The sequence below is a fragment of the Acinetobacter sp. UBA6720 genome, from assembly GCF_002454215.1.
GTDB lineage: Bacteria > Pseudomonadota > Gammaproteobacteria > Pseudomonadales > Moraxellaceae > Acinetobacter.
The window spans coordinates 6,744-30,091 of the sequence record NZ_DKIK01000035.1 but is presented as its reverse complement, the minus strand read 5'-3'; the positions used below and the strand labels follow the sequence as shown (position 1 = coordinate 30,091).

Here is a 23,348-nt window from a genome sequence, read left to right as displayed (position 1 = left end):
GTCGTATGGCGTTTAAACCATTTGAGCGTTCAACTTTAGCACTGAGCGTAAGTTTGCTCAGTGCTTTGGCTGTCGCTAAAACGCATGCACAAGTTTCAGAGGTGCCTGCGGCTCCCGCAACAGCTGAGGCATGTGTAGCATTAGAGTCAAATGCAGACCGTTTGGCTTGTTATGATGCATTATTTAAAATTCCTCCAGTAGCAAAGCCGCATATTGTTTCTGAACAACGTGCAGCGATGGAAATCGCGCCAGCGCCTGAAAATATCTCAGGGAAGATTGCACAAGGCGTTAGCTCTGTTTTTGCCTCGGAAGGTCCTAAAATAACGCCCAATTTATCTCTTATGGATAGCCGTTGGGAGCTTTCTCCAGAAAGTAAACTCGGGACATGGAATATTCGTGCCTATCAGCCTGTGTATTTAATGCCAGGCTTTTGGACGACGGATAAAAATGAGTTTCCTCAAAGTCCAAACCCTTCCAATACAGTGGATGAAGATCAAAACTTAAATTCAATGGAAGCAAAATTCCAACTGTCTTTAAAAACGAAAGCTGTTGAAAATCTGTTTGGGGACAATGGCGATGTCTGGTTGGGGTATACCCAGTCTTCGCGTTGGCAAGTCTACAATGCGGATGAATCCCGTCCATTTCGTGAAACCAACTATGAGCCTGAAGCCAGTTTGGTCTTTAGAACCAATTATGAATTGTTTGGTTTAAATGGTCGCCTATTAGGGCTGACTTTAAACCATCAGTCCAATGGTCGCTCTGATCCGCTTTCTCGTAGCTGGAATCGTGTCATTTTAAATCTTGGATTTGAAAGAGATAACTTTGCTCTCATGCTGCGTCCATGGTATCGAATAGAAGAAGATGCAAAAGATGACAATAACCCAGACATTAAAGACTATATTGGACGTGGTGATTTAACGGCATTCTATCGTTGGAATGAGCATGATTTTTCGCTTATGTTACGACATAGTTTAAAAGGGGGAGATGACTCTCGTGGCGCGGCACAGTTTGATTGGGCTTTTCCTATCTCTGGCAAACTACGTGGGCATTTTCAACTGTTTGATGGTTATGGTGAAAGTTTGATTGATTATAATCACCGGGCAACTTATGTGGGCTTGGGTGTATCTTTAATGAATTGGTACTAAGCCTCTGTAAATAAAAAAACCACGTTTCAAACGTGGTTTTTTTATGACATTGTTTTTAAGAATTAACCAATTTGAATATCTGTGGTTGGGTGTTTAAGCCTGCTTTTCTTAGGTGTTGCAATGAGGTATGCCAATGTTAATGGCCCTAAACGGCCTGCAAACATCAGAAGCATCAGAACAAATAAACTGGCAGGTTGAAGTTCGCCTGTAATCCCGCGGGACAAACCAACTGTACAGGCTGCGGAAATGGTTTCAAATAATAAGTCTATAAACTCATGATTCGGTTCAATTAACGTCAAGCTAAAGATGCCTAAAAAAACCAGAGTCGCGGTAATAGAAACAACAGCCATTGCTTTGAAGGATGTTTTTTCAGAAACGGCATGATTAAAGACACGAATTTCATCTTCACGTCTTAAAAAACTAATGACACTAAGTAAAACAATAATAAAAGTACCTACTTTAATCCCGCCTGCGGTACTCATTGAGCCACCGCCTATGAACATCAGTAACATGGTCACGAGGGTTGAAGCATCTTTCATTTGTGCCAAATCGAGACTGTTAAAGCCCGATGAGCGAGGAACGGTTGCATGGAACCATGCATTGAGTGCTTGGTCACCTAAACTCATTGGCGCTAAGGTAAGGGGGTTGTTGGATTCAATTGCCCATAAAAGAATAAAGGCGATGATGTTTAAGCCTGCAATCGTAGACAAAATAAGTTTGCTGTTGGTACTTAAGCCTTTCCAACGTTTACTACGTTTAATATCCATCAGCACCACAAAACCAATCCCACCAATAATGTATAACATGCTGATGGTAAAGGTAATGAGATATTGACCTGAGAAGCTCATCAAGCTGTTCGGGAAGAGTGAAAACCCGCCATTATTAAATGCTGAGACACTATAAAAGGCAGCATAGAAAAAGGCTTGATTGAAGTTATAGTCTTCCATCCATGCAATGGTTAAAATAACAGTACCAATGGCTTCAAAAAATAAGGAATAAAGCAGTACGCCTTTAATGGTAAAAGATACTTTGGATAAACTGGTTTGACCAATGGTTTCTTGCGCCATGATTTGTTGTTTTAAGCCCAACTTGGCCGATAGGCTTAATGCCGCCAAAATTGCAAAGGTCATAAACCCCAAGCCACCAATTTGAATTAATAGCATAATGATGACTTTACCAGTTACGGTAAAAGTTTCCCCCACATTCACCACAGATAGTCCAGTAATGGTCACAGCAGATGTAGCTGTAAACAAAGAGTTGAGCCAGCTGAGTTCACCATGGTGTGAAATAGGGAGTTTTAATAACAGCGTACCAAGAATAATAAAACTTAAAAAACCCAAAGCTAATAAGCTAGGCGGGCTTAAATTAATTGTATTTTGCGGGTTGGGTTGCCATTCTTTTAGATTTTTCATGATTTGAACCGTGCTGAAAGACGACGTAATGTTTCAAGGACTCCTTCAACAACTAAAATATCACCCACTTGTAAAATTAAATTGGGATCTATGCTGTACAAAACTTCTGTACCACGCTTATGGAGTAATGTTTTTACATCAGGTGCTTGATCCATGAGTTGGCGGAAGCGTGTACCTTGCAATTTTTCGTCAATTTCAATTTTGACGATATAGTGATTATCTTCAAGCGCCATGTAGCGACTGACCATCGGGTAACATAAAGATTGTGCAATCCGAACGCCCATGTCTTCTTCGGGGTGAATAATTTTACTGATGCCTAAATGGCTCAAAATCATATGGTGTGATTTGGATTTGGCTTTAACCCAAATTTTCTCGACCCCAATATTTTTGAGGTGTAATACACATAAAATACTGGCTTCAATATTTTCACCAATTGCGACCACAACCGCATCGCAGTTTTTAATATTGAGTTCATCGAGCACATGTTCATCCGTTGCATCGGCAATAACAGCATGGGTTACTTGTTCAGAGATATTTTCAACATACTTTTTTTCACTGTCGATGCCAATCACATCATGCCCGAGTTCAATAAGTTGAGTTGCAACTGTGGCTCCAAAGCTTCCTAAACCAATCACTGCAAATTGCGCCATGTCATCTTTTCCTTAAATTTTTTATACGTCGATTGTTAACGCATGTTGTGTCGAATTTCACAAGATGTCATCTTTATACAGACACACTTTTTTGATCAATCATTTTTGAGTTATACCGAATATATCACTCATACAGAGGAGTATATAAATGCGGAAGACACTATATGAATCCCTTAGAATTGCCTTTCCAGAACTAAATGATACCGCAATTCCTGAAGAACAAGATGAGTTCGAGTACTTTGTTCGTTGGTTAAATACCTATTATTCAAATATACAAAAAATAGCACTCGATGATTTTCAGCAAAATGGTATTGATGAATGCCACAGACTACAACAACTTGGGGTTGATTTAGATCAACTGAAAAATCAAATCAACGATGATATGGCTTCTTTTTACCATATGTACGACAGTGATGAACTTAAAGAAAACTCAGATATGCACAGCTATGATTTTGAGTTTAGTTTTGATGTGATTTTTAACCACATTAAGATTTTTATTGAACCTTATGAACTTAGCCTGTTGGTGATAGAGCGAGAAAATCCATATTGGCTGTTGGTTCCGCATAATGATGAGCTGATCGACAGAATCATTGTGACATATAACCATACGTTTGGTGATGAAGAGCCAATCCAGCTCATAGAATAAAACCGCCTCTAAGGGCGGTTTTATGTATTGAATCTTTTATTTTAAGAAACGTTGATAACCTAAGTTATTGGTAATTTCTTCGTATGGATATGAAATACTTTCTAGAGTTTCAACCAATCCGTCTGGGTTCTGTTTTGCATCACTTGCTTCTAAACCAACCAGTACACGACCTTCAGCAGCGCCGTGGTTACGGTAGTGGAACAAGGTGATGTTATGCGTTGGACCAAGACGTTCAAGGAACATTAATAGCGCACCTGGACGCTCAGGGAACTCAACACGGAATAAACGCTCATTTTCAATGTCTGCATGCCCGCCAATCAGGTAGCGAATATGCAATTTCGCCACTTCATCATCAGACAAATCATCGACATCAAACTGCGTTTTCAGTGCTTCAAAAATATCGTGACGTTCTTTTTCGCCACCTTTTAAGCTAATGCCGACAAAGACTTGTGCTGCACTGGCATCGCTCGCACGGTAGTTAAATTCGGTGATGTTGCGACCTTGTAACGCACGACAGAAATTCAGGAATGAACCTTTTTTCTCTGGAATGGTCACAGCAAAAATAGCTTCTTTGCGTTCACCTAATTCAGTACGTTCTGCAATATAGCGCAAACGGTCAAAGTTCATGTTTGCACCGCAAACAATAGAGACGATGTTTTTGCCAATCAGTTCATGGGCTTCAACATATTTTTTAATGCCTGCTAAAGCCATTGCACCCGACGGTTCAACAATACTACGACATTCATCATAGGTATCTTTAATTGCCGCACAAATTTCGTCGGTGTTGACTAAAACTACTTCACGTTCAACGATTGGGCCAGAGTTATCTGATTTTTGTAGCTGAATCACTTCAAATGGTTTTTCACCAATTTGCGCGACAGCCGTACCATCGGCAAATAGTCCGACTTGAGGCAGTACTACACGTTCACCCGCTTCAAATGCAGCTTTTAAGCAAGCAGATTCATCGTATTCAACAGGAATCACTTTGACGTGCGGTGCCACATCACCTAAGTAAGCGGCAACACCAGCAATTAAACCGCCACCACCCACAGCCACGAAGACATAATCAATATCGCGCCATTGACGTAAAATTTCATTACCAATGGTTCCTTGACCTGCCATGACTAATTCATCGTCATAAGGCGGAATGAATGTCATACCATCATCGGTTGCACGTTGAATAGCATATTTATTTGCAACATCAAAAGAGTCGCCATGTAGGACTACTTCACCGCCTAAACGCTTCACTGCCTGTACTTTGATATCTGGGGTGGTTTTCGGCATGACAATAATGGCGCGAATGCCGAGCTTTTTACCTGACAGGGCTACGCCTTGGGCATGGTTGCCAGCAGATGCAGTAATGACACCACGTTCGAGTTGTGCTCGAGGCAATTGACTAATGCGGTTATAAGCACCACGTAGCTTAAATGAAAAGACTGGTTGTAAATCTTCGCGCTTAAAACGAATGTTGTTATTGAGTTTCTCACTAATTCGAGGTGCCGCTTCGAGTGGAGTTTCGATTGCAACATCATAGACTGTTGCTTGTAATATTTGTCGAACCAAACGAGACAGCATGTTAATTTCCCATTTAACAGTTTAAAATAGGGGATCATTGTAACAAACCCCTGTATATTTGGGCTGTAAAATCAGCAACAAATGTCAAAAATAGTTGAGCCAAATTATGAGTCTGTATGCTACCCAAGATGAAAAAAAGCAAGCTGCTGCAAAAGCTGCCTTAAAGCACTTACCTAAAGGTGGCATATTAGGGGTGGGTACAGGCAGCACCGTCAATTTCTTGATTGAACTTTTACCTGAGCTTCAGCTTGAAGCGGCTGTGGCAAGTTCAGAAGCAACGGCTGAGCGCTTAAAGAAATTAGGCATTGAAGTGGTTGATATGAACTCTGTTGGCGGTTTAGATGCTTATGTAGATGGGGCAGATGAAATTGACCGTCATATGCATATGATCAAAGGCGGTGGTGCCGCACTGACTCGCGAAAAAATTGTAGCTTCAATTGCGAAAAAATTTGTCTGTATCGTGGATGACTCAAAATGGGTCAATCAGTTAGGTCACGACTTCCCACTTCCGATTGAAGTGATTCCAATGGCACGTTCTGCTGTAGCACGTAAAATTGTGGCACTTGGTGGAGATCCAGCTTACCGTGAGGGTGTAGTGACCGACAATGGCAATGTGATTTTAGATGTTTATAACCTGAACATCTTAAATGCACTTGAGCTTGAAAAGACCATCAATAACATTCCTGGTGTGGTATGTAACGGTATTTTTGCGATCAATAAAGCGGATATTGCTGTGGTTGCAACGGATAACGGGATCGAAGAACGTACCGCAGTTTAATTTTAAATTTCCCCAAGTCTCTCTTAAAAATGAGGGGCTAAAAGCAACAGCATTTTTATAGTGTTTTTCTCCCTCCTTTAACAAAGGAGGGCTGGGGAGGATGATTCAATAAAAGAATAATTTTAATGACCTTAACAGACCTACCCGAAATCCAAATCACCCATCATGCACGTGCGACCCGTTTACGACTGCGTGTTGAACCGACTCAAATTCGTTTAACCGTGCCTAAGTTCTGTAGTAAACGACAAATTCAGGAATTTTTAAATCAGTCTGAGCAATGGATGGTTGAAACTTGGCAAAAGCAGCAAGTGAGCCTTGTACAAGTCGATCGAACCCTACCGTCAGAATTACATTTGTTTAATCGACAGCATGCATTAACGATCAGCTATAAAACACAAAGACATGCTTATCTTTTTGATGAGCAATCTAACCAACTGTGGGTTAGTGATCGCCAGCCTGAAAGTTATTTAAAATCTTTTGTAATTGCATATGCCAAACAGCACTTGCCTGCCTATTTGCAACAGATTAGTCATGAAACAGGTTTAAAATTTGTACAATGCGCGGTTCGTCAGCCTAAAACCCGCTGGGGAAGTTGTAGTGTAAAGCATGATATTATGCTGAATAGTGCTTTGGCTCTGTTCCCTGAAGCGATTACGCGTTATGTCTGTGTGCATGAGTTGGCGCATACACGGCACTTTGACCACAGTGTACGTTTTTGGTCGGAAGTCGAGAAACATGATCCAGCGTTTCAACAACATCGTAGAACGCTAAAAACAACGGCATTGCCGCATTGGTGGTACCAAAAATAAAAGCAAGTTTTGACCAAAAAATATAAAATATATTTCTTGAGACTGATTGAGATGCCATTAAAAAATGCTATAAACCTCATGCAGTAACATCAATATTTACCAATTTCAGTCGACAGACATTTAATGTGAATTTTGCAGATATCCACTATTTTATATTAATTGTTCCAGCATGCCTGATTTTAATGGGTAGCTTACTTTTAATATGTCATTTTGTTTTTAAGGCTCCTGCATATCTTTTGTGGTTGGGTCTAGGGTATATCGTGCCGTCTTTTTCTGTGGCTACGCAGTGTTTCATGTCGAATAAGCAACTAGCATTGTTCGCTCCGATTTTGGGATCATTTTATTTGTTCGGGGCATGGTCTAGTGCTTATGCTATGGGGCTAAGAAAAACAGCCAACGCACATTCGTCTGGATGTGCGATATTGATTGCAATCACATTGGTTTTGTTGAGCTATTATTCTTATATTGACGATCAGTTGTGGATCAGAATGCTCGTTTTAAATATATCCATTGCTGTGGTTGAGTCATTGGTTTTATTTTCAATGTTTAAGAGTTATCAAAATGTTGATTTTCTTAATAAAATAGTTGATTTCTCCTATTTGTTCATTGTGCTTTATACTTTCGCGCGTGGCATCATCATTTTTTTATTTTTAAAAAATATACAAGCAGATATGTTGGCAACTTCTGTCTGGTGGTTAATGATGCTTGCTGCCAGCATTATCTTGAGCATGTGGTTTGCTATTGTTTTATTGGGCACTTTAGTCCGAGATATTATCCATCAACTGAATGATGAGCGTTTAAGAGATCCACTCACACATTTATTTAATCGACGTGGTTTTAATGAAGCAGCCAAAGTAAAGCTGCATTGTTTATCTCAACAGTCTTATTTTTTACTGATGTGTGATATTGACCATTTTAAAAAAATTAACGACCGCTATGGACATTTGATTGGAGATCAAATTTTACAGCAGGTGAGTCAAATTATTGGGCAAAACGTGTGTGGTCATGACCTTGTTGGACGTTTCGGTGGAGAGGAATTTATTATTTTATTGCAAGTAGATGATCTAGAGTTGGCTTATAGTATTGCTAATCGTATTCGTTTACGCATTTCGGATACTCAATTATCTTCAGAAAATATAACTGTGACAGCGAGTTTTGGACTCGCTGCAGTGCATCAACACAATTTAAAATATGCTATAAATGCTGCCGATCAATTGTTATATGATGCGAAAAATTCAGGACGAAACCAAATTTGTTTTGAGCCATCACTGACTGTATTAGATGCGCAACATTAAATGTCTATAGCACCAAAAACGCATAAATTCCAAGTAAAACAGTTTAGAAAGCAGAAACTTCCTGTCATACTAGGCATCTACAAAGTGGATAGTTTAAGTTTGAGGTAATACACGTGATTTCAGTTGGTATTGTCGGCGGTACAGGTTATACAGGCGTTGAATTGTTGCGTCTTTTACTACGACACCCAAATGTGCAAGTAAGCGTATTAACATCGCGTACAGAAGATGGTCGCCGTGTAGATGATATGTTCCCAAGCCTACGTGGACATACCGAACTCAAATATTCAGATTTGAATATTGATGAACTGAAAAAATGTGATGTGGTGTTCTTTGCAACCCCGCATGGCGTTGCCATGAAGCATGCAGAAGAATTGCTTGCTGCAAACACCAAAGTGATTGATCTTGCTGCAGACTTCCGTCTACAAGATTTAGAACAGTTCGAAAAATGGTATGGCATGCAACATGCATGTCCTGAACTATTAAAAGATTCAGTTTATGGTTTATCTGAGTTAAACCGCGAACAGATTAAACAAGCCAATGTCATTGGTAATCCAGGTTGTTATCCAACGACAGTGCAACTGGGTTTAGCGCCATTATTTAAGCAAAACGACACATTAGTTAAACCTGAAAGTATTATTATTGATGCGAAATCTGGTGTGTCTGGTGCGGGACGTAAAGCCAGCCTTGGTATGATCTATTCTGAAAATGCGGATAATTTTAAAGCTTATGGCGTTGCAGGTCACCGTCACCATCCTGAAATTGTGGAAGCATTGGAAAATATTTCAGGCTTAAAAAATGTGTTTAATCACATTTTATTTGTGCCACATTTGGTGCCTATGATTCGTGGCATGCTCAGTACAATCTATGTGGATTTAACTGATGCGGGTGAAGCTATAGATGTACAGAGCTTATATGAGCAGTTTTATGCCAATGAAGCTTTTGTCGATGTCATGCCTGCGGGAAGTTCGCCAGAGACACGCTCTGTGCGTGGTGCAAATCAATTACGCATTGCTTTGTATAAGCCGCAACCGAAAAAATTGGTGGTAATTTCTGTACAAGACAATTTAGTTAAAGGTGCAGCAGGTCAGGCTGTTCAAAACATGAACTTAATGTTTGGATTTGTCGAAACTGCGGGTCTAGATGGAATTGGTTTATTACCATAAAAAACGTTTTAAAACTTCACACACATTTAGATTTCGATTTAAATGTGTGTTTTGAATTGAATCAAAATAAGAGATGACGATGCCGAACACTGACACAAATATGACGTCACAACAGCCTGAACCTGCAAAGCCGTTTTTACAGACCAATAAGCCCTTAGCGATTGGTGCAGTAATATTGGTTGTTGCGAGCGGATTATTGGGTTATACCGTTGGACATCGTCAGGGTTTAACGGTGGTGGGTTTTGATGCAGATGCCGAGCAACTGGTCGAAGTAGTACAAAAGCAAAAGACCAGTCTGGATGCTTTAAATAAAAACTATAATGCTGCTGTTCAGGAACGTGATGTCGCTGTCACCAATTCAAACGAGCTATATTTGTCTTTGCAAAAAGCGCTAGATCAACAAGCACAGTCTGAAACGACAGCAGTCATTTACCGTGAGGTTTTACGTCAACGCGGCGGTATTCCTTTGGCTGTTCAGCATATTACGATCAAACCTTTGCCTGAAAATGCATTTGAATACCAACTTGATTTGGTTCAAGTCAGTCCCTCAAAACGTGCAGCCTCTGGTACCGTTGAGCTCAGACTGATTCGTGGTACAGAAGTTTTGGTTGTTCCTTTGGAAGACAAAAATTTTAACTTTGAAAACTATGAGCGTTTAACAGGGCGTTGGACGATGCCTAAAGGCTTTACGCCACAGTTTATCGAAGTCCGTTTAACAGGCAGCACGCAAGTGACACGACGCTTTAGTTGGTCACGTGGTGAGGCCGTAGAAAGTCAATCTGCATTTGTCACTGAAATTCCTCAGGCAGAGGCGAATGCACAATAATTGTGAATTGTAAGTTTATGGGTATTTCTAAGCGTTCAACGTGTTTAAACGAAATTAAGCAGTCTTTTCATGAGTCTGGCTATGTCGATTGGCATATCAGCCCGCGCTTGAGCAATGATGAACCGCATGAAGACGAAAATAGTGATGTCGCTGTCCAAACAGCGCCACCTGAATTGAAACGTCCGCCACTTTATGCTGTCGTTTTAATGAACGATGACTATACCCCAATGGACTTTGTTATTGAAATTTTACAACAATACTTTGCTTTGAATCTTGACCAAGCCACTCAAGTAATGCTAACTGTACATTATGAAGGAAAGGGTGTTGCAGGCGTTTACCCGAGAGACATCGCGGAAACAAAAGCAAACCAAGTCAATAATTACGCTCGGTCTCAAGGTCATCCGCTACTTTGTCAGATTGAGCCGAAAGATTAAGGGGGTTCCATGCTCAGTCGTCAATTAGAAGTATCCTTACGTTTGGCTGTTAGTATGGCTCGACAAAAGAGACATGAATTCCTAACAGTAGAACATTTGTTATTGGCTTTACTTGATAATGATTCAGCCGTGAATGCATTGAAAGCATGTGGTGCGGATATTATTTTGCTTCGTAAAGAGCTCGAAGAATATGTAGAGCAACATACCCCTAAATTGGGCGAGAACAGCGACCAAGCACCGCATCCAACTGAGAGTTTTGACCGTATTTTGCAACGTGCGATATTCCATGTGCAATCGAGTGGTGGAGACCGTACAGTTGAAGGTGCAGATATCCTTGTCGCAATGTATTCTGAGCGTGATTCTTTTGCTGTTTATTTATTAAAACGTCATCAAATTAATCGTTTAACCCTAACTCAGTATTTAGCACATGGTACTCGTAAAGACGAGGTACAAGTGGAAGAAGAAGTTGAAGATTTAGATGGTGAGTCGAGCAGTTCAAGTAATGCTGGCCCGTTAGAGCTTTACACAACCAATTTAAATGTTGAAGCGCAAAAGGGAAAAACAGATCCTTTAATTGGTCGTGAAAAAGAAATTGAGCGTGCAGCACAAATTCTATGCCGTCGTCGTAAAAATAACCCGTTATTGGTGGGTGATCCTGGGGTCGGTAAAACATCTATTGCAGAAGGTTTGGCTTGGCTTATTGTCAATGGTAAAGCACCTAAACCATTGGCAAATGCAGAAGTGTATAGTTTAGATATTGGGGCGCTGGTTGCAGGAACAAAATATCGTGGAGACTTTGAAAAGCGCTTAAAACAATTGTTGAATGCCTTAAAAAAGAAACCAGAAGCGATTTTATTTATTGATGAAATCCACATGATTATTGGTGCAGGCTCAAGTATGGGTAGCACGATGGATGCATCAAACTTAATTAAACCTGCTTTGGCCAATGGTTCATTACGCTGCATCGGTTCAACCACGTTCCAAGAATATCGCCAAGTGTTTGAAAAAGATCATGCATTGTCACGTCGTTTCCAAAAAATTGATGTAAATGAGCCATCTATTTCAGAAACGATTGATATCCTACGAGGCTTGAAAAGCAAGTTTGAAGATTTCCATCATGTTAAATATGATGACAAAGCTTTAATTTCAGCGGTTGAGTTATCTGCAAAGTTCATTAATGACCGTTTCTTACCAGATAAAGCCATTGATGTGATTGATGAAGCAGGGGCGCAGCGTCGTCTGAAAGCTGAACAAGATGATACGCTTATTACGGTGGAAAATATTGAAGATATCGTGTCGAAAATTGCACGTATTCCACCAAAAACCGTATCTAAAGATGACAAGACTGTTCTTGAAAATCTTGAGCGCGATTTAAAACGAGTGGTCTTTGGTCAAGATGAAGCCATCGAAGCTTTAGGCTCAGCAATTAAGCTGTCACGTGCAGGTTTAAAATCACCTGATAAACCTGTAGGTAGTTTTGTTTTTGCGGGTCCAACTGGGGTAGGTAAAACAGAAGTTACCAAACAACTTGCGAAATTATTGGGCGTTGAGCTGGTTCGTTTTGATATGTCGGAGTATATGGAGCGTCATGCGGTTTCACGTTTGATTGGTGCGCCTCCCGGTTATGTGGGCTTTGATCAAGGTGGTCTGTTGACTGATGCGATTCATAAGAATCCGCACTGTGTATTATTGCTAGATGAGATTGAAAAAGCACATCCAGACGTGTTCAACTTATTATTGCAAATCATGGATCATGGTTCATTGACCGATAACAATGGTCGTAAATCAGACTTCCGTAATGTGGTGTTGGTCTTAACTACAAATATTGGCGCGGAAAGTATTTCTCGTGTGAGTATTGGCTTCATGGATCAAGACAACAGCAATGATAACCAAGATGCGATGAAAAAAGCGTTCTCTCCAGAGTTTCGAAATCGTTTGGATAGCGTAATTCAGTTTAAAGCGCTGCCTACTACTGTGATTGAAAATGTGGTGGATAAGTTCTTAACTGAATTACAAGCGCAACTGGACGAGAAAAAAGTCATTCTTGAAGTGGACCAAAGTGCGCGTGAGTGGATGGCCGAAAATGGTTATGATCGTCTAATGGGTGCTCGCCCAATGCAACGATTGATTCAAGAGCATTTGAAAAAACCACTGGCTGAAATGATTCTATTCGGTGAGCTTGCAGAACATGGTGGCAATGTTGCGGTCTCTGTGAAAAAAGAAAATGGTAAAGCGGTTGGTTTGAAACTCGAAGTTTTTGAAGACCAAACGGCTGAACCTGCTTAAAGATTTTTACATCATCTAAAAACCCGTGTTCGCACGGGTTTTTTATTGAAAGCAAACGATTTAAAGACCAATAGCGAGTAAAAATAGACTGTATGGATATTCAATTCACTAAGATTTTTAGTACATTTGTACTGTTTTTAATTACAGCAGTGATGGAAATATTAGGCTGTTATTTTCCTTATTTGATTTTAAATCAGGCGAGAAGCCATTGGTTGTGGATTCCTACAGCTTTAGCGTTAGGTGCTTTTGTGTGGCTGTTGACTTTACATCCGGCTGCGTCAGGACGTATTTATGCGGCTTATGGTGGAATCTATATCTTTACCGCATTGCTGTGGTTGCGTTATGTCGATCAGGTTCAGCTTTCCCGTTGGGATATAATGGGCGGTGCAGTAGTTTTAATTGGTGCTGCTATGATTATTTTGCAACCACAAGGATTGGTTCGCTAGAGCAGAGAACCAATCACTATAAGGCATTATTATTTGATACCACAGTCTTTCTGTTTTAGCTCTAAATTGTAGCTGTTTTTTTCGGAGTTAAGCTGTAGTTTTACAATGTAGGGATTATGGCGCTGATATTGATGCTCGAAGAAAATATTGCAGTTTTGCAGGACATTCTTTTTAATCACTTTTTGAACTTCTTTTTCACCTAAATCCTGTTCAAACTGGGCGAAATCTGGGGTAATGATCATCCCTTTAAGTTCGGTACGGTCTGCATATAGATTAAATTGTTCAATGATGGTGTTATTATCAATTTCAATGGGAAGTGTTCTGGAGTCTTCTGCTGTTAATACCGTTAATATTTCATTCAACGTTTCAGGTTGTTGAATTTTAAAATTTGCATCAATAATTTGTTTGGATTGTAGGTAGTCATCGAATTCAGAAGCGTGAACCTGACAAAATGTAGTACTTAGGAGTGTAGCAAGGCACAGGCCAGTCTTTTTGAAATGCATGGAAAGTGTCGCTTATAAAAATTATGTTCCAATTATAGCTTTGCACGTATAAAAAAAGCACCCTTAGGTGCTTTTCTTTGGAAAAATAAATCAGTCTTTTTTTGCATTTTCATTGATTAAAAATTCAACCAATGCTTTTTGTGCATGTAAACGGTTTTCGGCTTCATCCCAAACCACAGCATTTTTATGGTCGAGCATTTTTTCAGAAATTTCTTCGCCGCGATGTGCAGGTAAACAGTGCATAAATAAACAATCAGGATGAGCAAGATCCATCAGGCGTTCATTCACTTGATAGTCAGCAAAAGCTGCTTCACGAATTTTTTGCTCTTCTTCTTGGCCCATGCTTGCCCATACATCGGTCACGATCAGGTCTGCATTGACAGCAGCATCTTCAGCAGAGTTAACCAGTTCTACACAGTGTGCAAATTCACTTAAAAATTCTGCTTTGGGTTCATAACCTTTAGGTGCTGCAATTTTGAGCTTGAATCCCCACATGTGCGCTGCTTCAATATATGAATTACACATATTGTTGCCATCACCAATCCACGCTACAGTTTTACCTGCGATAGGTCCACGGTGTTCAACAAAAGTTTGAACATCTGCAAGCAGTTGGCAAGGGTGGTGATCATCGGTCAAAGCATTAATCACAGGAACTTTTGAATAAGACGCAAAACGTTCAACAATGTCATGTCCGAAAGTACGGATCATCACAATATCCAACATGCTTGAGATCACACGTGCTGAATCTTCAATCGGTTCACCACGACCCAGTTGCGTATCTCGTGGAGAAAGAAAAATTGCGCTACCACCGAACTGGCTCATGCCTGCTTCAAACGATACACGGGTACGAGTACTCGATTTTTCAAAAATCATACCCATAACTTTACCAACAAAAGGTTGGAAGACTTCGCTATTGTGCTGTTTACGTTTCAGTTCAATACCGCGTTGCACAACTTGGTTAAGTTCTAAAGTAGATAAATCGCGTAAGGTAAGAAAGTGACGTAGAGCCATTGTTACTCCACAATAATTGCTGAGAACTGAAATAAAAACAGAACAACAATTAGTTGTTGGTTGGTTAAAAGAAAAAGAGAGTTGATTAATATACTATAAGCAAAGGAAATTGCAAAAAAACTAGAGTTTTTGATGACCTGCTAAAAAGCGGTCTACACAATATTCAATATGATTGTTGAGTTCTTCGCGATCAAGAACAAGATCGACCCCCAAAATAATTCGCCACTCATAGTCGCGCAAAATACCGAAATACAGCATGGCTGAATTGTTGGGTTGGGGGCAATTGAGTTGTCCCTTTTCATGTGCTTGAGATAAGGCTTGAGCAATAGTTTTTTGAATCATTTGTGCACCATTTTCATGGATGTATTGTGCAAGCGCAGGATCTTTCTGTGTTTGATTGAGTATTAAACGAATAAAGGCAATGTTTTTAGGTTGAATGATGTGTTTGAGGAAGTTGGTTAAAATACGAATAAGATAAGTGCGTAATTCCTCAGTCTCACAGATACAAGTCAGGGTAATATCGCGATAAAATTGATCACGCCGATAATCACAAATTGCTTTAAACAAGCCTTTTTTGTTCCCAAAATATTTATAGATTGAGGCTTTTGATCCGCCTGCATGATTCACAATATCATCCAGTGATACAGCTTCATAACCGTGTTCTAGAAAAAGATTAGTCGCACTCTCTAAAAGCGCTAAGCAACGTTCATGACCACGTTTAGTTTGTGGTGTATCCCGCGTTAGTGGTTCAAGTTGAACAGAAGTGTGCATAATAACTAAAAACAGCCTAATAAAATGTGTATCTCTAGTTGCTATCATAGCAAAAATATGCACACATTGTCTTTTTGAGGTGTATCTGTTTAGCACTAAAGGTCTGCTTATGGAAGAAAATTACACAATAAAAACGTGAACCATGGGACTAAAGTTTTAGAGTGATCATTCTAAAATGTCATAGCCAATTGGAACATTATGGCTATACTCAAAACTCGAAAATTAAAGTAAATGCCGTGGAAAGGACTATGACAGAACAAACGTCTGCAGGCTTAAGATTTAGACAAGCACTGGAAGTGGAAAAACCATTACAAATTATCGGTACAGTCAATGCTTATGCAGCAATGATGGCGAAACAGGTGGGTTACAAGGCCATCTATCTTTCGGGTGCTGGTGTTGCGAACTACTCTTACGGTCTTCCTGATTTGGGAATGACCAGCTTAGACAATGTCTTGGAAGATGTACGTCGTATTACCGAACGTGTAGATACACCACTACTGGTTGATATTGACACAGGTTGGGGTGGGGCATTTAACATTGCACGTACCGTGAAACAAATGATTGCTGCTGGAGCTGCTGCTGTCCACATCGAAGACCAAGTGGCACAAAAACGCTGTGGTCATCGCCCAAATAAAGAGATCGTGACCCAACAAGAAATGGTCGATCGTGTCAAAGCTGCTGTTGATGCCAAAACGGATTCAAACTTTGTGGTGATGGCACGGACTGATGCCCTACAAAAGGAAGGCCTACAAGCAGTGATTGACCGTGCATGTGCTTGTGTGGAAGCAGGTGCTGATGCGATCTTTGCCGAAGCAATGACAGATATCACGATGTACAAGACCGTTTGTGATGCAGTCGGTGTCCCTGTACTGGCGAACATTACCGAATTTGGCGATACTCCATACTACACCAAAGAACAACTTGCAGAACAAGGCATCTCGATGGTGCTGTATCCGCTGTCACCGACCCGCGCTATGCAAAAGGCAGCACTGGAAGTGATGCATGCTATTCGCAATGACGGTACGCAGGTCAATGTACTGGATAAAATGCAACAACGAAAAGAACTCTATGAATTTCTCGATTATCACACCTTTGAAAACACATTAGATAAGCTGTTTAAACAGGAGAATTAAAAATGGCAGAAGGAAAAGTCCTTACAGGCGCAGGATTGCGTGGACAAGTTGCGGGAAAAACGGCACTTTCAACTGTAGGTAAAAGTGGCGCAGGCTTAACCTACCGTGGTTACGATGTGCAAGATTTGGCAGAAAATTGTCAATTTGAAGAAGTCGCTTATTTGATCTTCTTTGGTGAACTACCAACAGCAGAACAACTTATAGCCTACAAAGTGAAACTTAAATCACTACGCCAATTACCGCAAGCGTTGAAAGAAGTGCTTGAGCGTATTCCTGCAGACTCACACCCAATGGATGTGATGCGCACAGGCGTGTCCATGCTGGGTAATCTAGAAACGGAACACTCTTTTGCCGAACAACAAGATGTTGCTGACCGTATTCTTGCAACACTGCCTGCGATTATTTGCTACTGGTATCGTTTTAGCCATGATGGCGTGCGTATTGAAGAAAATACTGATGATGATTCAATTGGCGCTCAATTCCTGCATTTACTGCATGGTGAAAAGCCAAACGAATTGCATGAGCAAGTGATGAATGTATCACTGATCCTCTATGCAGAGCATGAGTTCAACGCCTCTACATTTACTGCACGTGTGTGTGCTTCAACTTTATCCGATATGCATTCATGCATTACAGGTGCAATTGGTTCACTGCGTGGTCCATTACACGGTGGTGCCAATGAAGCTGCGATGGAAATGATTGAAAACTGGACATCAGCTGACGAAGCTGAGCGTGAAATGTTGGGTAAACTGGAGCGTAAAGAAAAGATCATGGGCTTTGGTCATGCAATCTACAAAGACAATGATCCACGCAATGGCATCATTAAGATTTGGTCAGAGCGCTTAGCCAAAGACGTAGGCGATACAGTGCTTTATCCAGTATCGGTACGCTGTGAAGAGGTGATGTGGCGTGAGAAGAAATTGTTCTGTAATGCAGACTTTTTCCATGCATCGGCATATCACTTTATGGGTATTGCAACCAAATTATTTACCCCAATCTTCGTGATGAGTCGTGTAACAGGCTGGGCAGCACATGTGATGGAACAACGTGCGGATAACCGTATTATTCGTCCGAGTGCAGACTATACTGGGCCTGAGCTACGTAAAGTTGTGCCAATTGAAGAGCGTACAGCTGCATAAGTGTGTCAACAAAAAAGCCTCTTCGGAGGCTTTTTTTATATCAATATCTGTTTCAAAAAAGTGCTTAGATGTCTGGACTGTTGTGATTATTTTTTAATTTCATATAAATGTTTAATTTTCATGAAATATTTTATAAATAGAAAAATATAGTTGCTATAATTGCGACCGTTTTCATTCTTATTTTTCTCAATTGTAATTGATTTTATGAAGCTTAAATTTTTGTGTACATCTGCACTATGTTTCGGGTTGTCTAACTCTGTCTTTGCTATGCCTTTTGACCCACTGATTGGGACGTGGAAGGTTATTGATGACCGAACAGGTTCTTATATTTCAGATATTGTGATTCGTAAGAATTCAAAAACAGCACAATATAGCGCAGTAGTGACGAAATATTATCCTTTGGCTGGCGCACCGATCAGTGATGTTTGTACAAAATGTCAGGGTGGGCTCAAGGATAAACCAATCTTTGGTATGCAAATTTTAAGCGGTTTAGTAGCTGATAAAACAGGCCAGACGTTTGCAAAAGGCGTATGGATAAATCCTCAAGATGGTCGTACATATAATATCAATACGGCACAAATCAACGCAGGTAAAGACCAACTGAAAGTACAAGCTTCAGCAAAAGATGCGAAGGGTGTGAGCAACATGACTTGGAAAAAGTTGTAAAAATCTCAAGATAAGGTAAAGATCGCCATCACACTTGAATGTGGTGGCTTTTTTGTAGGAAATCGCTCGACGTATGTGCTTTATAGGAAAGCTGACTTTGAAAGTATATTTTTAAGAAGTCGAACTGACCACAATATTGTTTAAGTGAATATTTATTAAAATGGATTACTCGTTGAAAATGATAACCATTATTATATGTTAATATTCGTTATCACATGATTTTGTACATGAAAAATGACTCATTTTTATAGAAAGACTTTCAATATTGTATTGGCATCGTTATCCCTGTTGGGGTTTAGTTCAGGTTTATATGCAAAGCCAGAAATGAAACCTCTAGCTGCGAATATCGCAGAAGTGGGCTCTGAGTATTATAATTTTAAAATTAAAGAGTTTGCATCTAAAGACCCACAAAAAACATATAGAGTGTGGTTAGGTATTCCTAAAACAGCACAAAATGAACAAAAAGCTTATCCATCTGTTTTTATGTTGGATGGGAATTCTGCGATGTCTCATTTGAATGAGGATGTGCTGAAATCTTTACTGGAAAATGATGCGCCTATATTGGTTGCTATAGGTTATAAAACCAATTTGCCATTTGCCACAGCATTTCGCTCGCTGGACTATACGCCAGCGGATTTAGCGACTGGAAAACCTGCGCATGATCCTAGAAATCCAGAGCGAATGAGCGGGGGAAGTGCTGATTTTAGAAATGTGATTTTGAGCGATATCGCGCCTTGGGTTGAGCAAAATGTAAAGCTTGATGCACAAAAAAGAGCACTGTGGGGACATTCATACGGTGGTTTATTTGTCCTTGATAGTTTGATTGATGGGCGTTACTTTAGTCATTTCTTTGCCGCAAGCCCGTCTCTATCTTGGGCTGATCAGCGTATAATGAAAAAAACTAAGAACGCAAAAATAGCCCAAGATTCGAAAAAGCATCTATTACTGATGGAAGGCGATCTTTTAGCAAATGTAGGCAGCCAGCAGAGTCCTAATTTTGATGCAAGTGGTATCAACAATAATAGAGAGGTGCTTGCTATAACTAAGCAACATGGAGTGGATGCTAAATTTTTAATCTATCCAAATTTAAAGCATGGTGAGGTGTTTAAAGCGTCTTTATTAGACGTGCTTTCAAATCAATGGTATTGATGGCATTTAAACCATCCGAACATGAAAAAGCCTGATCGTATATGATCAGGCTTTTTATTTTAAACAACGTTAAACAGGGTTTTGTTCCAGTAGCACTTGGCCATATTGGGCGCGGAGTTCACGTTTTAGCATTTTACCCGTGCCACTCAGTGGAATACTGTCGACAAAAATCACACGGTCGGGAATCTGCCATTTCGCAATTTTGTCGGTATAGTACTCCAAAAGGTCTTGTTCAGTGATTGTACTTTCAGGTCGTTTCACTGCAATCACAATTGGACGCTCATCCCATTTTGGATGTTCTGCAGCAATGACAGCCGCCATAAGAATGTCTGGATGACCCATTGCAAGGTTTTCAAGCTCAACCGATGAAATCCACTCACCACCAGACTTAATCAAATCTTTAGAACGGTCACTGATGTATAAGAAGCCGTCTTCATCTAAGGTTGCGATGTCGCCTGTATCAAACCAGCCATCGGTTGTGAGTGCGGATTCAGCTTTACCAAAGTAGCTGTCAATAATCCAGTGACCCTTAATTTGTAGATTGCCAATCTGCTCGCCATCACGTGCAATTTCGTTGTTGCCTTTTTCCTCATCAGTAAGACGTAAATCCACGCCAAAAGGCGGACGACCTTGAGATAAGCGCAGTTGGAAACGTTCTTGTTCAGAGAGCTGTTGATGTTTGGCTTTAAGCTGGTTGGCAGAGCCGAGTGGACTGGTTTCGGTCATGCCCCATGCATGGATGGTTTCACAGTTATATTCGGTTTTAAACGCCGCTAACATGGAGGGTGGGCAGGCTGAACCACCCACAACGTTGCGGTTCATACTTGTCAATTGACTGCCTAATTGTTTTGCTGCTGCCAGTAAACCTTGCCAAATGGTTGGAACACCCAAAGCCACAGTAACTTTATACGAGTCAATCATATTCACTAGACTCGGCCCATCTAAACCAGGTCCAGGCAATACAACTGTACAACCCACCATAGCCGCGGCATAAGGTGTACCCCAAGCATTGACATGGAACATTGGCACTACAGGCAACATGATGTCATTTGCAGACAGATTAAGTGAGTCGGGTAGGCTGATGGCAAAACTATGCAAAATGGTGGAGCGGTGGCTATATAGCACACCTTTTGGATTTCCTGTTGTACCTGAGGTATAGCACAAAGAGCTTGCGGTTTGCTCATCAAAGCTTGGCCATGTGAACTGTTCAGACTCTTTACTGACCAAGTCATCATAAAATTTCACATCGGCGATTTTTTCTGTAATAGCTTCATCTGAGGCATCTAGGCAAATAAAGTGTTCAACATGCGGTAAATGTGCTTTTACCGCAGCAATGAGTGGCGCAAAGGTTTTATCAAATAACACCACACGATCTTGCGCATCATTGATAATAAAAAGCAGTTGTTCTGGAAACAAACGTGGGTTGATGGTATGGCAAATATAACCACTACCAGAGATGGCATACCAAGATTCTAGGTGACGATGATTGTTCCATGCGATGGTCGCCACACGGTCGCTTTGCGAAAGCCCTAAACCTTTAAGCACATTGGCAAATCGTTTAGAGTTGGCTGCGACTTTGGCCCAGTTGGTTTCAGTAATACTGCCGTCTGTATTTTTAGAAATAATGGCTGTGTCGGCATGATAGCGTTCTGCGTGATCAATCAGATTGCTAATCAATAGCGGTTGAAACATCATACGTCCAAGCATGTATAAATATCCTTATCGTTGCTTTTTTATCAAATTATTTATTGGTTTCTCAAAACATCTGCTTTGAGCATTCATTGTATTTTTATCCTAGCTTGATCCAAATTTAAATCAAGTTTTGTTTCATCTTCTGCCACATTTTTAAAAGTGATGTGAAGCAGAACTACAAGTAAATGAAAAGCATCATTTAAAAAAGTAAATGACCATTGATCACTTTATGCTGTTATTCGACAAAAGGCACTTGAAATTTATAGAAAGTATGTTTAAAAATGTGTATAGCTCATGAAACATGAGTTGTGGGTATTTCAGGACGATATACTCGTTTTAAGAAGCTAATTTTTAAAAAATCACTTACAGGAGTTAAAAATGCTTCAGTTGTTTAAAAAATTATTTTGCATCCACGTTTATGAATATGAACAAATGACTGAAATCGGGGAGCATATGGAATGCCGGAAGTGTGGGGATTCTAAAACCGACTAAATTAAGTAAAAAAAGTGAGCGCAGGCTCACTTTTTTAATGTCTATATTTTATGGTTTAGTTTGACTGAATGCAGTCAAAATTGCTTACAATAGCCTGATCACAGTGTTTAGCGTACCTAGATGATGACTAAAAATTTTCAAGCACAGACTTATATTGTTGATGATAATTTGAGTGATACTTTAAGCTGGCTGTGTCAGCATCAAGAGTGTTTTGATTCTTTTCACTATGACGCGATTCGCCAAACATTAACCGTTCGCCATGCCAATGGTGAAGATGAGGTCTTCCAAGGCGATTATCTGAATGCCAGTTATGGTATTTTAATTACTGCACATAATTTTGCTCAGTCACCTGAACGTTAAATAGATAGAGATTAAAAAGCCCCATACTGAATAAGGGGCTTTTTTGTGCTTAGCAAATCTTAGGAATTAGCTTGCCATGGCATCTAGGCTAAGGTCTGCCACTGTCGGTTTTGGCTTTTCAGCCACTAAACCTAGTTTGCTGAACAGTTGACGGTCTTTACCTTCGCCTGCATTTGGCGTGGTCAGTAGTTTCTCACCCGAGAACAACGAGTTTGCACCCGCCATAAACGCAAGCGCTTGGTCTGAGTCAGACAGTGCTTCACGACCTGCGGATAAGCGGATATAGCTGTGCGGCATAATAATACGTGCAACAGCAATAGTACGAATCCATTCTGTCACATCGAGTTTTTCGACATCTGCCAGTGGCGTTCCTTCAATTGGAACCAACATGTTGATTGGCACAGATTCTGGGTGAATTGGCATCGTTGCAAGCTCTTGCAATAAACCAATACGGTCTTCTTTCTTTTCACCTAGACCAACGATACCACCGCTACACACTTTCATGCCTGCTTGACGGACATATTCTAAGGTATTTAAACGGTCATCAAAGGTACGTGTACTAATAATATGTGAATAATACTCGCGTGAAGTGTCGAGGTTATGGTTGTAATAATCTAAACCAGCATCTTTTAAACGTCCAGCTTGAGACTTATTCAGCATCCCTAAAGTCATACAAGTCTCTAAACCGAGTGCTTTTACTTCTTTAACCATTTCTAGTACATAAGGCATGTCGCGCTCATGTGGATTACGCCAAGCTGCGCCCATACAAAAACGAGATGAGCCTGATGCTAACGCTTCTTTTGCCTCAGAGATGACTTTGTCTACAGCAATGCGTTTTTCTGCTTCAAGTTTTGAGTCATAACGTGCTGACTGAGAGCAGTATTTACAATCTTCAGGGCATTTGCCTGTTTTAATCGACAATAAAGTACTTACTTGAATGGTATTGGCTTGGAAATGTTGGCGATGT

At 40.4% G+C, this 23,348-nt stretch carries 23 protein-coding genes; 15 read left to right on the top strand and 8 right to left on the bottom strand.

The window, feature by feature from the left end:
* Window positions 1-5 precede the first annotated feature (5 nt).
* Window positions 6-1,145 carry a phospholipase A gene (locus tag B4F08_RS03190; protein WP_086207563.1) on the top strand — a complete coding sequence of 380 codons (1,140 nt, stop codon included), beginning with the start codon at window positions 6-8 and terminating at the stop codon, window positions 1,143-1,145.
* A gap of 62 nt (window positions 1,146-1,207) precedes the next feature.
* Here B4F08_RS03190 and B4F08_RS03185 read toward each other — a convergent pair whose 3' ends face one another.
* Window positions 1,208-2,557 carry a TrkH family potassium uptake protein gene (locus B4F08_RS03185; RefSeq protein WP_110974109.1) on the bottom strand — a complete coding sequence of 450 codons (1,350 nt, stop codon included), beginning with the start codon at window positions 2,555-2,557 and terminating at the stop codon, window positions 1,208-1,210.
* A complete protein-coding gene (locus B4F08_RS03180) occupies window positions 2,554-3,207 on the bottom strand; it encodes a potassium channel family protein (protein ID WP_086210236.1) in 654 nt (217 codons plus the stop codon). Before B4F08_RS03180 ends, B4F08_RS03185 begins: the two co-directional genes overlap by 4 nt.
* A gap of 148 nt (window positions 3,208-3,355) precedes the next feature.
* Between B4F08_RS03180 and B4F08_RS03175 the strand changes: the two genes are divergently transcribed.
* Window positions 3,356-3,853, top strand: coding sequence for a hypothetical protein (locus B4F08_RS03175; protein WP_291373105.1), 498 nt, complete (start codon window positions 3,356-3,358; stop codon window positions 3,851-3,853).
* A 36-nt stretch (window positions 3,854-3,889) separates the two neighbouring features.
* Here the strand turns inward: B4F08_RS03175 and ilvA are convergent, their stop codons facing one another.
* Window positions 3,890-5,428, bottom strand: coding sequence for a threonine ammonia-lyase, biosynthetic (gene ilvA, locus B4F08_RS03170; protein WP_086210235.1), 1,539 nt, complete (start codon window positions 5,426-5,428; stop codon window positions 3,890-3,892).
* Window positions 5,429-5,534: 106 nt separating this feature from the next.
* Here ilvA and rpiA point away from each other — a divergent pair, with 106 nt between their 5' ends.
* The 8 genes from rpiA (at window position 5,535) to B4F08_RS03130 (ending at window position 13,465) form a co-directional block, all read left to right on the top strand.
* The gene (gene rpiA / locus B4F08_RS03165) at window positions 5,535-6,206 is read left to right on the top strand and encodes a ribose-5-phosphate isomerase RpiA (protein ID WP_086210234.1); all 672 of its coding nucleotides are present in this window, start codon (window positions 5,535-5,537) and stop codon (window positions 6,204-6,206) included.
* Between the two features lie 125 nt (window positions 6,207-6,331).
* Window positions 6,332-7,015: a M48 family metallopeptidase gene (locus B4F08_RS03160; protein ID WP_110974107.1), complete on the top strand. Its 684-nt coding sequence runs from the start codon at window positions 6,332-6,334 to the stop codon at window positions 7,013-7,015.
* Between the two features lie 182 nt (window positions 7,016-7,197).
* On the top strand, window positions 7,198-8,310 hold the full coding sequence (locus B4F08_RS03155; protein WP_291373119.1) for a GGDEF domain-containing protein: 1,113 nt from the start codon (window positions 7,198-7,200) through the stop codon (window positions 8,308-8,310).
* Between the two features lie 107 nt (window positions 8,311-8,417).
* A complete protein-coding gene (gene argC, locus B4F08_RS03150) occupies window positions 8,418-9,473 on the top strand; it encodes an N-acetyl-gamma-glutamyl-phosphate reductase (protein WP_171264485.1) in 1,056 nt (351 codons plus the stop codon).
* Window positions 9,474-9,552: 79 nt separating this feature from the next.
* Entirely contained in the window at window positions 9,553-10,299 is a 747-nt protein-coding gene (locus B4F08_RS03145; protein ID WP_291373102.1) for a DUF6776 family protein, read from the top strand.
* A gap of 17 nt (window positions 10,300-10,316) precedes the next feature.
* On the top strand, window positions 10,317-10,733 hold the full coding sequence (gene clpS / locus B4F08_RS03140) for an ATP-dependent Clp protease adapter ClpS (RefSeq protein ID WP_086210230.1): 417 nt from the start codon (window positions 10,317-10,319) through the stop codon (window positions 10,731-10,733).
* A gap of 9 nt (window positions 10,734-10,742) precedes the next feature.
* Window positions 10,743-13,019: an ATP-dependent Clp protease ATP-binding subunit ClpA gene (clpA, locus tag B4F08_RS03135; RefSeq protein WP_086210229.1), complete on the top strand. Its 2,277-nt coding sequence runs from the start codon at window positions 10,743-10,745 to the stop codon at window positions 13,017-13,019.
* A gap of 92 nt (window positions 13,020-13,111) precedes the next feature.
* Window positions 13,112-13,465 carry a YnfA family protein gene (locus B4F08_RS03130; protein ID WP_086210228.1) on the top strand — a complete coding sequence of 118 codons (354 nt, stop codon included), beginning with the start codon at window positions 13,112-13,114 and terminating at the stop codon, window positions 13,463-13,465.
* Between the two features lie 29 nt (window positions 13,466-13,494).
* On the opposite strand, the gene B4F08_RS03125 is transcribed toward B4F08_RS03130, so the two are convergent.
* The 3 genes from B4F08_RS03125 to B4F08_RS03115 form a co-directional block, all read right to left on the bottom strand.
* Window positions 13,495-13,968, bottom strand: a complete 474-nt coding sequence (locus B4F08_RS03125) for a hypothetical protein (protein WP_291373100.1) — start codon at window positions 13,966-13,968, stop codon at window positions 13,495-13,497.
* Window positions 13,969-14,058: 90 nt separating this feature from the next.
* Complete coding sequence (gene argF, locus B4F08_RS03120) at window positions 14,059-14,979, bottom strand: ornithine carbamoyltransferase (RefSeq protein WP_119063370.1); 921 nt, start codon at window positions 14,977-14,979, stop codon at window positions 14,059-14,061.
* Window positions 14,980-15,099: 120 nt separating this feature from the next.
* Window positions 15,100-15,750, bottom strand: a complete 651-nt coding sequence (locus B4F08_RS03115; RefSeq protein WP_086210225.1) for a TetR/AcrR family transcriptional regulator — start codon at window positions 15,748-15,750, stop codon at window positions 15,100-15,102.
* A 248-nt stretch (window positions 15,751-15,998) separates the two neighbouring features.
* Between B4F08_RS03115 and prpB the strand changes: the two genes are divergently transcribed.
* The 4 genes from prpB (at window position 15,999) to B4F08_RS03095 (ending at window position 19,837) form a co-directional block, all read left to right on the top strand.
* Window positions 15,999-16,883, top strand: a complete 885-nt coding sequence (prpB, locus tag B4F08_RS03110) for a methylisocitrate lyase (RefSeq protein ID WP_086210224.1) — start codon at window positions 15,999-16,001, stop codon at window positions 16,881-16,883.
* 2 nt (window positions 16,884-16,885) lie between these two features.
* Window positions 16,886-18,022, top strand: coding sequence for a bifunctional 2-methylcitrate synthase/citrate synthase (prpC, locus tag B4F08_RS03105; RefSeq protein WP_291373096.1), 1,137 nt, complete (start codon window positions 16,886-16,888; stop codon window positions 18,020-18,022).
* Between the two features lie 204 nt (window positions 18,023-18,226).
* Entirely contained in the window at window positions 18,227-18,688 is a 462-nt protein-coding gene (locus tag B4F08_RS03100) for a DUF2147 domain-containing protein (protein WP_110974101.1), read from the top strand.
* Window positions 18,689-18,922: 234 nt separating this feature from the next.
* Window positions 18,923-19,837, top strand: a complete 915-nt coding sequence (locus tag B4F08_RS03095; protein WP_110974100.1) for an alpha/beta hydrolase — start codon at window positions 18,923-18,925, stop codon at window positions 19,835-19,837.
* Between the two features lie 69 nt (window positions 19,838-19,906).
* On the opposite strand, the gene B4F08_RS03090 is transcribed toward B4F08_RS03095, so the two are convergent.
* Window positions 19,907-21,544 (bottom strand): long-chain-fatty-acid--CoA ligase, encoded by a 1,638-nt coding sequence (locus B4F08_RS03090; protein WP_291373092.1) that lies wholly within the window; start codon window positions 21,542-21,544, stop codon window positions 19,907-19,909.
* Between the two features lie 600 nt (window positions 21,545-22,144).
* On the opposite strand from B4F08_RS03090, the gene B4F08_RS03085 reads away from it, so the two are divergent.
* Window positions 22,145-22,381, top strand: a complete 237-nt coding sequence (locus B4F08_RS03085; RefSeq protein WP_291373116.1) for a hypothetical protein — start codon at window positions 22,145-22,147, stop codon at window positions 22,379-22,381.
* Between the two features lie 66 nt (window positions 22,382-22,447).
* On the opposite strand, the gene bioB is transcribed toward B4F08_RS03085, so the two are convergent.
* Window positions 22,448-23,348, bottom strand: a 901-nt coding sequence (bioB, locus tag B4F08_RS03080) for a biotin synthase BioB (protein WP_291373090.1), incomplete at its 5' end; no start/stop codon positions are given.